Here is a 12,788-nt window from a genome sequence, read left to right as displayed (position 1 = left end):
CTAAATTACCTATAAAAAATGAGCAGAGAGAATAGCTCTACGCTGCCTATTGGAGTTTAGGTTTGCCGTATGGGGTGGCAATCCATGGTTAGAAGCCAAGCAGATAACTATATTGCTGATATTCACTTTATGGATCATTATGAATGATAAAGCCTCATCAATATCCGATAGGTAGCTCTCTTCATAACCGCTTCATGTGACATTTGATATGATATTCGCTATGCATTCGTTGCCAAAGCGGTACCTGCTAACAGAGGAGATCCAAATGAACAAGATTAGCTTGAGCTGTTTAGCCATTGGATTGGCATTGAGTGCCGTTACTAGCCACGCAGGATTCCAGCCAACGACTGGCGAATCGCCGTTACAAGGCGGCTTTCAAGGCCCCAGTGCACAGCAAATCATTCGAGATGTAGTGAGTGCGCTTAATGCCAGTGATGATACGAAAGTTGAATTGATAGGGCATATAATCTCTTCAAGTGGCCACGATGATTATATTTTTCGTGATGCAACAGGGGAGATCAAAGTGGAAATTGATGATGATCTTTGGCGAGGGAAAACGGTCACCCCACAAACTCAAGTAATAATTCGAGGTGAGGTGGATAAAGATTGGTCTGAAGTGACGATTGATACTGACTTCATTGACATTATTCAATAAATCTAGACAAGTAGCCAAACGGATGCCCATTGGCTACTTTTTGATTGCTCAGTAACCTCGATATTCAGTTAGCTAAGCGCATAGATGGGGATATAGTGCTTGTTTACAACTGGGCTAACACTACTTCAGCTTTACTGACTTCAAACGATTTCGGTGCTTCAACATTGAGTAGCGTGACAACACCATCATCAATGATCATCGCATAGCGTTGTGAACGCACACCGCCAAAACCAGCGGTCTCCATCTCTAAGCCGAGTGCTTTAGTAAAGCTTGCATCACCATCAGCCAGCATCATCAATTCAGAAGCATTATGCGTTTCTCCCCATGCATGCATCACAAAGGCATCATTCACCGCTACACAGGCAATAATATCGACACCTTTAGCTTTAAATTGATCGGCGAGTACCACATAACCAGGTAGATGCTCTTCAGAGCAAGTTGGGGTAAAAGCACCAGGCACGGCAAACAGTACCACTTTTTTGCCAGCAAACAGTTCGGTGACTTGATGCTGAATCACCCCCTGTTTGGTAAGTTGGCTTAAGGTTGCCGCAGGTAATTTTTGATGTTGAGCAATCATATCTCTTCCTTTAGTTAGCGTATTATTAGCCTAATAGAGGCCGAAACTGGCTTGCTTCGACCCTTTGCCATCATTAGTAAAACAAGGGTATAGATTCAGGTTCAAACTTATTGCCGTTGAATAGTCCGTCTTACTCCACCTAGTCTTGGTATTATGCACTGGACATATTAAGCGTAGACCAATTCCCTGCCGTACGGCGGGCTTTATCATAGACAATGACCCCAGCTAGGCAGTTGCACGAAATGATGAGCACAGACGTTGTTTTTCGACCTTAAAGTGACCAGGACCGAGTCGCTATCGGTTTAACGTTGCTTAGCGTAGCGATTTAAACATCCAGACATCGCAGCCGTTATGCACACTCCCAACCAGAGGTTGAGATAAATGTTCAAAGCCAAGTTGTTGGTAGAGCCTGATGGCTTGAGTCATGCAAGAAAGCGTATCTAGATAACATGCGGCATAATTTTGCTGTTTGGCAAAATTCAAACAGTGCTCACTGAGCGCTCGTCCGACACCCTGTCCACGCACAGTCGGCAGTAGAAAAAGCTTTTTCAATTCACAAACATTAGTATCTTGAGCAAAAGCAGCAATCCCACCACCACCGACCACGATTCCATTCAGCAGCGCCACAAAATAAGCGCTGCGTTTTTGTACATGATAGTGTTGGCTCATGGCGAGCACTTCGGCATCCGATGGACCAAAGCCTTCACCAATTGCACCAAACTCCGCGCCTACTGTTTGGATAATTTGACAAATAACGCCATCAAATTCTGGGCGGATAGGGACAATTTCCAGCGTCATGAACAGATTCCTTGAGATGATTTTTTACATACTGATGAGGTTTTTTAACAGGTCTGAATAGGTTGTCAATTCTTCTACTTTAGCCAAACAGAAGTAAGTGCATGAATAATGCACCAATAATGCATACAGCACAGATTTCAATTTGGCTTTAATCCTCGCTTTCGGTACTATGTACAGCTATTTGAAAACCCCAACAATCCCTTACGGTGACACTCTATTGATGGTCTTGCCACCATCAAAGACCCACTCGGGCTCCTAAAGGAAACTGCTGATTGGCAGACGAGGAAACGATGCAACATCTACAAGAGATTATTGCTAATGCGACTACTGCGGCGAATGCTGCACAGTCGCTGGTCGCACTCGATGAAGTGCGTGTTCAGTATCTGGGCAAAAAAGGTGAGTTAACCTTACAATTGCAAAGTCTGGGCAAACTACCACCGGAAGAGCGCCGTACGGCAGGCCAAGAAATTAACGTGGCGAAAGAAGCGGTGCAAAAAGCACTAGCTGAGCGCAAAGATGCGCTGCAACGCGCTGAGCTGGAAGCTAAATTAGCGGCTGAAACCATCGACGTGACTCTGCCGGGTCGCCGCATTGAAAATGGCGGTTTGCACCCAGTGACTCGTACAATCGAGCGGATTGAAAGCTTCTTTGGTGAGCTTGGCTTTACGGTTGAGTCTGGCCCTGAAATTGAAGATGATTTCCATAACTTCGATGCACTGAACATTGCCTCCGATCACCCAGCACGTACCGATCACGATACTTTCTTCTTCAATCCGAAGCTGATGCTGCGTACCCACACTTCTGGCGTGCAAATTCGCACCATGGAAGAGCGTCAACCGCCACTGCGTTTCATCGCACCGGGCCGAGTTTACCGTAACGACTACGATCAAACCCATACCCCAATGTTCCACCAAGTGGAAGGTATGCTGGTTGATGAAAACGTCAACTTCGCACAGTTGAAAGGCATCCTGCATGACTTCCTGTGTAACTTCTTCGAAGAAGATCTGGAAGTGCGTTTCCGTCCTTCTTACTTCCCGTTCACCGAACCTTCAGCGGAAGTGGATGTGAAAGGCAAAAACGGCAAATGGCTAGAAGTGCTAGGCTGCGGTATGGTGCATCCAAATGTACTGCGTAGTGTAGGCATCGACCCTGAGAAATACTCAGGCTTCGCGTTTGGCATGGGCGTTGAGCGTTTAACTATGCTCCGTTACGGCGTGAATGACCTGCGTGCATTCTTTGAAAACGATCTGCGTTTCCTAAAACAGTTCAAGTAATTCAGGGTTCCCAAGAGGTATAGACAATGAAATTCAGCGAATCATGGCTTCGTGAGTGGGTTAACCCAGCAATTACCACTGACGAATTAACCCACCAAATTACAATGGCGGGTCTGGAAGTGGACGACGTACTGGCAGTGGCTGGTGTGTTCGATGGCGTAAAAGTGGGTCACGTGGTGGAGTGTGCTCAGCACCCTGATGCCGACAAACTACGCGTAACCAAAGTCGATGTCGGTGAAGCAGAGCTGCTGGACATCGTGTGTGGTGCGGCTAACTGTCGCCAAGGTCTGAAAGTTGCCGTTGCAACTGTAGGCGCGACCCTGCCCGGCGATTTCAAAATTAAGAAAGCCAAACTGCGTGGCCAACCGTCACACGGTATGCTCTGCTCATTCTCTGAGCTAGGTATTGATGTTGAATCGAACGGCATTATGGAACTGGCGGAAAATGCACCGATTGGGATGGATTTTCGCGATTTTCTGTCACTGAATGATGTGACGATCGATGTGGATTTGACCTCTAACCGTGCGGATTGTTTCAGCCTGCGTGGTCTGGCTCGCGAAGTGGGCGTACTCAACCGTGCTGATGTGACTGAACCTGCGGTGAACGCGATGGCGGCGACCATTAAAGATGCGATCGCGATTGACGTGCAAGCGCCTGCGGCGTGCCCACGCTACCTTGGTCGTATCGTGAAGAAGGTTAACGTTCAAGCGTCAACCCCATTGTGGATGCAAGAAAAACTGCGTCGCTGTGGCATTCGCTCGATCGACCCTGTGGTTGATATCACCAACTTTGTGATGTTAGAGCAAGGCCAACCGATGCACGCGTTTGATCTGGCCAAGATTGAAGGCGGAATTGTAGTACGTCTGGCTGAACAAGATGAAGCGCTGACGTTACTTGACGGCTCACAAGCCAAACTCAACGCCGATACGCTAGTGATCGCCGATCAACAAAAAGCATTGGCGATTGCCGGTGTGTTTGGTGGCGAACATTCTGGTGTGAGCAGCGAAACTCAAGATGTATTGCTGGAGTGTGCGTTCTTCGCACCCGATCACATCCGTGGTCGTGCTCGTAGCTACGGCTTGCATACCGATTCTTCTATGCGTTTTGAGCGTGGTGTGGATTATGCACTGCAACACACTGCAATGGAGCGCGCGACACAGCTATTAGTTGAGATCTGTGGTGGTGAAGTGGCTCCAGTGGTCACCGCTGAGTCTGAGGCCGATTTACCTAAACCAAACCAAGTGGCACTGCGTCGTAGCAAACTTGATCAACTGCTAGGTCATGTGATTCCTGATGCGGACGTGGTAGAGATCCTTGAGCGTTTAGGCATGAAGGTTGAAACCGGTTCAGAAGGTTGGCAAGCGACTGCGCCAACTTGGCGTTTTGATATTGCGATCGAGCAAGATCTGGTGGAAGAAGTTGGCCGTATCTATGGTTACAACAACATTCCTAACCAAGCACCTATCGCGGCGTTGAACATGAACCTGCACAACGAAGCGAAATTACCGCTGAAGCGTGTGCGCGATTTGCTGGTTGACCGTGGTTACCATGAAGCGATCACTTATAGCTTTGTGGAGCCTGAGCAGCAAAAACTGGTGGTACCGGGTATTGATGCGTTGATCCTGCCGAACCCAATTTCTGCTGAAATGTCGGCGATGCGTTTGAGCCTGATCCAAGGTCTGCTCAATACTGTGGTGCATAACCAAAAACGTCAGCAACCTCGTGTTCGTCTGTTTGAATACGGTCTGCGTTTTATTCCTGATGCGGCGGCTGAAAACGGCATGCGCCAAGAACCAATGCTGGCAGGGGTCATTTCTGGCGCTCGTGGTGAAGAGCACTGGAATATGGAAACCGCGACAGTGGATTTCTTCGATCTGAAGGGCGATCTGGAAGCGGTGCTTGAACTGACCGCGAAAGGCAAAGCCTACAGCTTCGCGGCCACTTCGCATCCTGCACTGCATCCTGGCCAAGCGGCAGCGATTATGGTCGATGGTCAAGCTGTCGGCGTGATTGGTACGGTTCACCCAGAACTTGAGCGTAAGTTTGGCCTTAACGGTCGTACTATCGTATTTGAGATTGAGTGGAATGCGATCAACACTCGCGTGATCCCAGAAGCGGCAGCGATTTCTAAGTTCCCGGCCAACCGCCGTGATATCGCGTTGGTGGTCGATGGCAATATTGCTTCTGGCGAAATTGTTGAGGCATGTCGTGTTGCTGGCGGTGAGTTGCTGCAAGAGGCCAAATTGTTTGACGTTTACGTAGGTAAAGGGGTTGCCGAAGGTAATAAGAGCCTCGCTATCGCACTGACTCTACAATCGGTTGAACGCACGCTTGAAGAAGCGGATATTGCTGCGGCGGTTGAAGCGATTGTGCAAGCGGTATCGGCTCAGTTTGGTGCGGCGCTGCGCGACTAAACGTAAGCCACTTGTGCTGAATAAGATAAGACAGGCTCCTAGGAGCCTGTTTTTTATCATGGCAATGTGCAACTTTGCCAACAACCTCCTGATTTTTAGATGAAACTCAGAAAAAATTTTTGGCGTATCGGTAAAAATTATCTACGCTAAATAGGGATGAGGATTGGAAATCTATTTTAGTGATAATGATGTAAATAACTAAAAATGCAGATTTTTTTATACTTATCACTTAAGAGAGAGTAAGTGATTTGTGGAAAGGGTGGTCGGTTGTGGCTTTTTGAATCGCTGAGTGTGTAATAAAAAAGTTGGCGAAAATCAGAAGGTTGGCATACACTTTCACTGTTCGGCAATTAGGTGATTGATTGGCCGAGCAAAATTGCTTTGGCGCTGCCAACCAGCAGCAAGGTTTAACTTAGCTTTGAGGGAAGTTTTATGGCGCTCACAAAGGCCGAATTAGCTGAAGCCCTGTTCGAAAAGCTCGGCATGAGCAAGCGGGATGCCAAGGATACGGTTGAAGTGTTTTTTGAAGAAATTCGTAAAGCACTAGAAAGTGGCGAACAGGTAAAACTCTCCGGTTTTGGTAATTTTGACCTACGAGATAAAAATGAACGTCCGGGTCGAAACCCAAAAACGGGTGAAGATATTCCGATTACCGCTCGACGTGTCGTAACGTTCCGCCCAGGGCAAAAATTGAAAGCCCGTGTCGAGAACATCAAGATCGAACAATAAGACCGAGCAAACAAGAGACCACGCTTATGCGTGGTCTTTTTGCTTTAGGTCGATTCTACTTAAGCCGTTCGTCTGACAGTCTGCGGCTACTTGAATTAAGCCGCTTGAATATGGGTGGTGATGTAAGGTTGCCACGCTTGTTGGTACAAATCACGTGAGATACCACGTATTTTGTTGATCTGCGCTTGTTCCCACTCCGTTACAGGGCGCTGTTGTTGGCGAGCGGTGCGTTCAATATGTTGGATCTGCTCATACAACTGATGTTCTGCACCATTTTTCACCTTAGCAATCGCCGCTAAATGAAATTGCACTTCAGCGATAATCTGGGTTTTTGGTAGTTGAACCAGTACGTTGAGATCGCGATAGCCCGATTCGACCGGGTGTTTAAAGCGGTTTTTGACTCGTACAATCGTGGCCGATCGACTGAGTGTTTCATAAGCGTTGACTAAGCTGGCAATATCATTCGCGACAATGGTTGCCCGAGCTAAATCGGTGATCCGCTCGACTTGGCCATCCAACTCTAGGGTGACTTTTTCTAATGCCCGTTGGCGAGATTTCGCTCCCGCAAAATAGGCTTGGGTATTAGTGAGTAATACCGTGCTTTTGCACAGCGTTTCTAATTCCAGCTGTGCTTGGTGTGCTTTGCTATAAAGTACATCGAAATCCTGATAAGGCTGGGTTACTAGGTTGGTTTGACTAGCAATGCCATATAAGCCACTCAGGCTGTGGCGAAAAAGTGTCGAGCTGACTTCATTTTGCTGCGACTCCTCACGGTTATCTGGGCTTGGAGTTAAAATTAATGGCATAGCTGCCATGGCTGGAGCTCGGCTGAGCAATAAAAGCATAAGTGCCGTGGTACGGAACAATAAACTCATTCACTCTCCTTAGTTTGCGCTGTTGGGTTAAAAAATGGACCGACAAGGGGGGCCTGACAGAGCAATTAAAGTGGTTACTGGTTTGGGTTATCTTGCTGTTACCTATGTTATTCAATGGGGTTGGGGGATGATTTTTACAACTCACGTCTGATCGGAAGCGAGTAGTTGATCACACTCAGATCACCAATAAATCATTTTCTAATCAGTATTGTTTGAGACTGTACATGATTAATCGAGTTCAAACTCGAAGAGTAAATAAATGTAACCGGTAAGCGGGCGCCAGGGATTTTGAGATTGCGAGTGGAGTGACAGGTTGGTTTGCTGGGGATGAAAACGCGCGCTGTTTGATCAGCGCACGTTAGGTATGGTATGAAGCTGCGAGTTTAATTAGTAATCGATCTTGATCGCTTTTGCGCATTCAATCGCGCGCTCGATGGCTTGTTGAGTGGTTTTAGCCCGACTCAGCGCTACTCCTAAACGGCGACGACCGGCAATGTCTGGTTTGCCAAACAAACGCACTTGGGCGTGCGGCACGCTTAATGCCTCATCTAATCCGCTAAACTGAATATTGTCTGATTGGCCGTTACCAAGAATCGCCGCTGAAGCGGCTGGGCCATACTGTACGATTTGGCCAACCGGCAAGCCAGTAAAAGCTCGCACATGCAAGGCAAATTCAGACAACTCTTGAGAAATCAGCGTTACCATTCCGGTATCATGTGGGCGTGGTGAAACTTCATTGAAGATGACTTTATCACCTTTAATAAACAGCTCGACACCAAATAATCCATAGCCACCCAGCGCGTTGACGATCTGCTCAGCAATGTATTCTGCCGCTTTAATTGCGTTTTCCGACATTTGCTGTGGTTGCCAAGATTCGCGGTAGTCCCCCTCTTCTTGACGATGACCAATCGGGGCACAGAAATGCACGCCATCGACCGCGCGAACTGTGAGCAGCGCGATTTCGTAATCAAAATCGACAAAACCTTCGACAATCACCCGGCCTGCACCCGTGCGTCCACCTTGTTGGGCACACTGCCAAGCGGCTTCAATTTGCTCTGGCGTACGGATCACGCTTTGTCCTTTGCCTGAAGAGCTCATCACTGGCTTGCAGACGCAAGGGAAGCCAATCGCTTCAACGGCACTGACAAAACTTGGATAGCTATCAGCGAATTGATAAGGGGAAGTGGGTAGCGCGAGCTCTTCTGCGGCTAAACGACGGATACCTTCACGGTTCATAGTGAGTAACGTCGCCTGCGCGCTGGGTACGACATTTAAGCCTTGCGCTTCTAATTCGACCAGTTTACTGGTAGCAATCGCTTCAATTTCAGGCACGACAAAGTGCGGTTTCTCTAGATCGATCACTTGCTGTAGTGCATCGGCGTCGAGCATATCGAACACATGGCTGCGATGGGCGACCTGCATGGCAGGTGCATCGGCGTAACGATCACAGGCGATGACTTCGAGGCCTAGGCGTTGGCACTCAATGGCAACTTCTTTGCCCAGTTCTCCAGAGCCAAGTAAAAGTACTCGTGTGGCGTTATCCCGAGTAGCAGTCCCAAACATAGACAATCCTTATAATCATTCAGTCACATTAGCAAAAACAGCGGCCATCATACTGGAACGAAATGCAAAAGAAAACGTTTGCTTCCCGCTGTAGCCCGCCAGGTTAACCATTAATCGCGTCAAGTTGATGACAGTTTTATGGCGAAAACGGTGGGTGAGCCGTTTGCAAAAAAAAGAGGCGGATCGCCTCTTCAGATGATTAGAGTGATAAGTAGGCGAGAGGAATGTCGGGATTCAGCACTTCTAGGGTGGCTTGGGTATCAGCGAGATGGCTAATTTTACCGTTGCAGCTTTCTACTAGGGCGGCCGCTTGGATCTCTGCAAAAGATTCACCATTGAGCATCAGTTGTGCTAACGCGACTTGTAGTGGCGGCAAGCTTGGGTTGAACGCCGCATTTTCCGCATAAGCCCCTAAGAATAGACGACCATTGCGCATGTGTAGGGCGACTCCACTCAAGTTGTGGGTATAAGGCGAGTGGCTACGGTTCATTGCGCGCACCGCGTGTTGGATCAGCTCATCATCATCGTTACAGCTTTGGCCGTGATTGATGGAAGCCATCAAACCATCTTGAATGCCTAAATCGGCTGGACCAAATGATTCAGGCAGATATTGTTGTAAGCTTTTTGCCGCACGGTTGGGTAATTGAATATTGAGCGATGCTGCCGTGGTGAGCTCATTCATAAACTGGCGGCAGTGTCCACAAGGGCTAAAGTTGATGGTGATGTCCGCTACTCCCGTTTCACCTTGCATCCACGCATGGCTGATCGCACATTGTTCAGCATGCACGGTTTGGCCTAATTGGGTGCCAGTAAATTCCATATTGGCGCCCAAATACAGACGCCCAGAGACGCCGCGCACGATAGCACCGACATAGAATTCAGAGATGGGTGCGTAAGAGTAAGCAGCCGCCAACGGAAGCAGTGCAATGCGCAGATCGGCATCTTCTAGCCCAGAGAGGGTTAACAGTTGTTGATACTGCTCGACAGAGAAAGTGGCATCAAAATCCTCGACGAATACCAATTCACGTAGATATGGGGCAAAAGAAGCCGGCATTGTTTGTAATGCTTGCTCAATACGGTCTCTCATTTTGATTCCTTTTGGTTGCATGGCTGCTTATTTTAGGCTATATCAGATTTAATAAGGTGATAAAAATCACACCTAATAATGTAATTTTACCAATAATTACATTATTAGAGTGAGGTCACGCGAATGAGGTCGATTCACGAACGTTGTGGGCGGGTATTTGGTTGCTAACCCTAGTTAGCGATCGGTGTTATTAGCCAGTGCAATCGCAACGAGAGTTTTGTTTCAACCACAGTTCTGTTTCAACCACAGATCTATTGCAACCACAGAGCCAAAGCAAACAGGCTTGGGGCTAATAGCGAAGTAATAATACCGCATACCACCAGTGCCAATGAGCTAAAGGCGGCATCACGCGGATCTTTTTCTGCGCAGCTCGCGGTACCTAACGCGTGTGATACCGTGCCCATGGTCAGCCCCTTAGCAATCGGGTGAGTAATGTTGAGCAGTTGATAAATCGGATAAGCGAGGATTGCGCCAAATAACCCAACCAGAAGCACTAGAATGGCCGCAATAGCCGGCTCGCCCCCTAATTGACGAGTCACTTCCATCGCGATCGGAGTGGTGACCGATTTGCCCATTAATGCGGCGATCAGTTGACTATCTGCGCCCATACTAACTGCAATCACACTGGTGGTGATCATCGACATCACACTGCCTACGCCACAGGCAAAGGTGATAATTCGCCAGTTGGCGCGAATTTGTGGTAGCTGCTCATACAGTGGGTATGCCAAAGCTACCACGGCTGGTTGCAGTAAATAACTCAGCCACTGGTTGTCGGCGTAGTAGGTGTCAAACGGCACATCAAGATAAGTCAACAACGGGATCAGCAGGCCAATGCTGATCAGTAACGGATTGGCTAATGGTGTATTGCATTTTTGCGCTACCCAGCGCGCGCTAAAAAAGACCAGTAGGGTGACAATCAACCACATGATTTTTTCCCCTTCTTGAGTAGACGATCGAGCAGCAGACCTAGCGTGACCATCACCAATAATGTGCCACCAATCGCACCGGCTAAAATTGGAGCGATATTGGCGACTAAAGTATCGAAATGCACCATTAAACCAACGCTGATCGGCACGAACAGCAGGATCATATAGCGAATAAATAAGCTGGCACTCGGTTTGACCCATTCTACCGGTACTAAGCCGCTGGCCATCAGAGCAAATAAAATCAGTAAGCCTAAGATACTGCTAGGAATAGCAATGCCGAGCCAAGTTTGTAAATGGACGCCGGCAAGCAGACAGAGGAAAATCAGTCCCATCGAGACCACGTATTGCGCGATTGTTTTCAGCATGGTTCACATCAGCAAGTAAAAAATAAACGTTAAGTTAATAAGCCAGTCGTTCAACGTAATGGTAAACCGATTTTAGAATTGCCATTTTCTTTTGGTCAGCTTGATGTTCAAGAACTAAGTTTTCCAAATTAAGCATATAACTCTCAAGATGGCGTTCGAAATAGTCGCGGCAATGTGCTGCCCAGCGACGTTGTTCGCTATCATTTAACGTTTGTGGATAATGGCGTGCGCGATAGCGAAAGAGCAGGGGCTCGATGCGTTTATCGGCCACGCGAATCGCTAAACTAGCGAGATAGTCGGGGTCGGTGGTGCGGATGATCTCCATTGCGGCGCGATCGGCGGGTGAGAAGAATCCATCGTACAGCTGGCTATCCACATCTTGTGCTTGGCTAAACTCCCGTGATTGACTAAATACGTTGACCAATTTTTCACGAATTTCAGGATGCTGACGGATCAACTGCAAATGGGCCAGACATTGGGCGCGATCAATACCGATCTGCTCGGCATTCTCTGCGGTTAGGGTTTTGGCCGGCGCGAGGATTGGGCACTTATTAAGATGCACCAGTTTCACCGGCACTGGCTGTTCATCGGCGGCTAAATCTTCATAACGAGTATAAAGACGATCGTGCAAGGTTTCCGCATCCAGATCGAAGAGAGGCTGAGGATCCTTGGCCAAATCGACCACAATGACTGCATTTTGGTTGGTGGGATGCCAAGCAATCGGCACAATCCAACTGGTGTATTGACGCTCACGCCCCAGCATGCCGGAAACATGCATCAGTGGAGTTTGATTTACAATATCAATCAATTCGGTCAGTTTACGCTTGTGGCGCATGGTGAAAAAATACTCAAACAGCTTCGGCTGGGCCGCTTTAATTTTTTTGGCCAACTCAATGGTGGCCAGCACATCGGCCATTGCATCGTGCGCGTTGCTGTGTTCTATGCCATTGGCCACTGAAAGGTGCTCCAACTTAAAGCTGGTAAAGCCTTGCTCATTTTCCGGCCAGACGATCCCATCTGGGCGCAATGCGTGACAAGCGCGCATCACATCAAGCAGATCCCAGCGCGAGTTACCGTGCTGCCAGCTCCAGGCATAAGGGTCAATAAAGTTGCGATAGCAAGTATAGCGAGTCACTTCATCATCAAAACGGATGCTGTTATAGCCAAGGCTAATGGTATTTGGCGTGGAGAGCTCCGCGTGGATCCGTGCAATAAATTCCGGTTCAGGCAAACCTTGCTGGTTAGCGGTTTGTGGGGTAATGCCAGTGATCAGCGCCGCTTCTGGGCCAGGTAAATAATCATTCGGCAATTGACAGTAAATCACCAGCGGCTCGCCAATAATGTTGAAATCCATATCGGTTCGAACACCGGCAAACTGACTAGGACGATCTTGCGCGGGATTAACTCCCCAAGTCTCATAATCGAGGAAGAAAAAAGTGGGTTGGTGTTCTTGCTGCATGTGGCTGACCAAATCGCGAAAGGTGCGGTTATTAGACCATCCTGTCTCTGACATAGCAATTGCTGC

General features: G+C 48.1%; 12 protein-coding genes. 4 read left to right on the top strand and 8 right to left on the bottom strand.

Translation table 11 applies throughout. The features are described 5' to 3' along the window. The first annotated feature begins 265 nt into the window (after window positions 1–265). Window positions 266–655: a YgiW/YdeI family stress tolerance OB fold protein gene (locus PUN32_RS04670; protein ID WP_274722002.1), complete on the top strand. Its 390-nt coding sequence runs from the start codon at window positions 266–268 to the stop codon at window positions 653–655. A 103-nt stretch (window positions 656–758) separates the two neighbouring features. On the opposite strand, the gene PUN32_RS04665 is transcribed toward PUN32_RS04670, so the two are convergent. Further along, entirely contained in the window at window positions 759–1,232 is a 474-nt protein-coding gene (locus PUN32_RS04665) for a peroxiredoxin (protein WP_274722001.1), read from the bottom strand. A 312-nt stretch (window positions 1,233–1,544) separates the two neighbouring features. Then, window positions 1,545–2,030 (bottom strand): GNAT family N-acetyltransferase, encoded by a 486-nt coding sequence (locus PUN32_RS04660; protein ID WP_274722000.1) that lies wholly within the window; start codon window positions 2,028–2,030, stop codon window positions 1,545–1,547. Between the two features lie 290 nt (window positions 2,031–2,320). On the opposite strand from PUN32_RS04660, the gene pheS reads away from it, so the two are divergent. The 3 genes from pheS (at window position 2,321) to ihfA (ending at window position 6,447) form a co-directional block, all read left to right on the top strand. Then, window positions 2,321–3,304, top strand: a complete 984-nt coding sequence (gene pheS, locus PUN32_RS04655) for a phenylalanine--tRNA ligase subunit alpha (protein ID WP_166013145.1) — start codon at window positions 2,321–2,323, stop codon at window positions 3,302–3,304. A 26-nt stretch (window positions 3,305–3,330) separates the two neighbouring features. After that, on the top strand, window positions 3,331–5,718 hold the full coding sequence (pheT, locus tag PUN32_RS04650; protein WP_274721999.1) for a phenylalanine--tRNA ligase subunit beta: 2,388 nt from the start codon (window positions 3,331–3,333) through the stop codon (window positions 5,716–5,718). A 432-nt stretch (window positions 5,719–6,150) separates the two neighbouring features. Further along, on the top strand, window positions 6,151–6,447 hold the full coding sequence (ihfA, locus tag PUN32_RS04645; protein ID WP_166013143.1) for an integration host factor subunit alpha: 297 nt from the start codon (window positions 6,151–6,153) through the stop codon (window positions 6,445–6,447). A 95-nt stretch (window positions 6,448–6,542) separates the two neighbouring features. Here ihfA and PUN32_RS04640 read toward each other — a convergent pair whose 3' ends face one another. The 6 genes from PUN32_RS04640 to sbcB form a co-directional block, all read right to left on the bottom strand. Beyond that, entirely contained in the window at window positions 6,543–7,322 is a 780-nt protein-coding gene (locus PUN32_RS04640) for a nucleotidyltransferase family protein (RefSeq protein WP_274721998.1), read from the bottom strand. A 387-nt stretch (window positions 7,323–7,709) separates the two neighbouring features. Further along, entirely contained in the window at window positions 7,710–8,885 is a 1,176-nt protein-coding gene (purT, locus tag PUN32_RS04635) for a phosphoribosylglycinamide formyltransferase 2 (protein WP_274721997.1), read from the bottom strand. Between the two features lie 199 nt (window positions 8,886–9,084). Continuing rightward, window positions 9,085–9,972 carry a cytidine deaminase gene (gene cdd / locus PUN32_RS04630; RefSeq protein WP_274721996.1) on the bottom strand — a complete coding sequence of 296 codons (888 nt, stop codon included), beginning with the start codon at window positions 9,970–9,972 and terminating at the stop codon, window positions 9,085–9,087. A gap of 251 nt (window positions 9,973–10,223) precedes the next feature. Next, on the bottom strand, window positions 10,224–10,898 hold the full coding sequence (locus tag PUN32_RS04625) for a CidB/LrgB family autolysis modulator (protein WP_274721995.1): 675 nt from the start codon (window positions 10,896–10,898) through the stop codon (window positions 10,224–10,226). Then, a complete protein-coding gene (locus PUN32_RS04620; protein ID WP_166013138.1) occupies window positions 10,889–11,263 on the bottom strand; it encodes a CidA/LrgA family protein in 375 nt (124 codons plus the stop codon). Before PUN32_RS04620 ends, PUN32_RS04625 begins: the two co-directional genes overlap by 10 nt. 34 nt (window positions 11,264–11,297) lie before the next feature. Continuing rightward, on the bottom strand, window positions 11,298–12,722 hold the full coding sequence (gene sbcB / locus PUN32_RS04615; RefSeq protein ID WP_274722107.1) for an exodeoxyribonuclease I: 1,425 nt from the start codon (window positions 12,720–12,722) through the stop codon (window positions 11,298–11,300). Between the last annotated feature and the right edge of the window lie 66 nt (window positions 12,723–12,788).

Origin of the sequence: Vibrio chanodichtyis (assembly GCF_028863985.1) — a bacterium.
In the GTDB taxonomy this organism is placed as follows: Bacteria; Pseudomonadota; Gammaproteobacteria; order Enterobacterales; family Vibrionaceae; genus Vibrio; species Vibrio chanodichtyis.
This window is presented reverse-complemented; position numbering and strand designations above follow the sequence as displayed.

Bases quoted from the DNA above. Each gene is read 5' to 3' on its own strand.
- pheT (WP_274721999.1), top strand. From the start codon at position 3,331: ATGAAATTCAGCGAATCATGGCTTCGTGAGTGGGTTAACCCAGCAATT.
- purT (WP_274721997.1), bottom strand. From the start codon at position 8,885: ATGTTTGGGACTGCTACTCGGGATAACGCCACACGAGTACTTTTACTT.
- PUN32_RS04625 (WP_274721995.1), bottom strand. From the start codon at position 10,898: ATGTGGTTGATTGTCACCCTACTGGTCTTTTTTAGCGCGCGCTGGGTA.
- PUN32_RS04660 (WP_274722000.1), bottom strand. From the start codon at position 2,030: ATGACGCTGGAAATTGTCCCTATCCGCCCAGAATTTGATGGCGTTATT.
- PUN32_RS04670 (WP_274722002.1), top strand. From the start codon at position 266: ATGAACAAGATTAGCTTGAGCTGTTTAGCCATTGGATTGGCATTGAGT.
- PUN32_RS04640 (WP_274721998.1), bottom strand. From the start codon at position 7,322: ATGAGTTTATTGTTCCGTACCACGGCACTTATGCTTTTATTGCTCAGC.
- PUN32_RS04665 (WP_274722001.1), bottom strand. From the start codon at position 1,232: ATGATTGCTCAACATCAAAAATTACCTGCGGCAACCTTAAGCCAACTT.
- ihfA (WP_166013143.1), top strand. From the start codon at position 6,151: ATGGCGCTCACAAAGGCCGAATTAGCTGAAGCCCTGTTCGAAAAGCTC.
- sbcB (WP_274722107.1), bottom strand. From the start codon at position 12,722: ATGCAGCAAGAACACCAACCCACTTTTTTCTTCCTCGATTATGAGACT.
- PUN32_RS04620 (WP_166013138.1), bottom strand. From the start codon at position 11,263: ATGCTGAAAACAATCGCGCAATACGTGGTCTCGATGGGACTGATTTTC.
- pheS (WP_166013145.1), top strand. From the start codon at position 2,321: ATGCAACATCTACAAGAGATTATTGCTAATGCGACTACTGCGGCGAAT.
- cdd (WP_274721996.1), bottom strand. From the start codon at position 9,972: ATGAGAGACCGTATTGAGCAAGCATTACAAACAATGCCGGCTTCTTTT.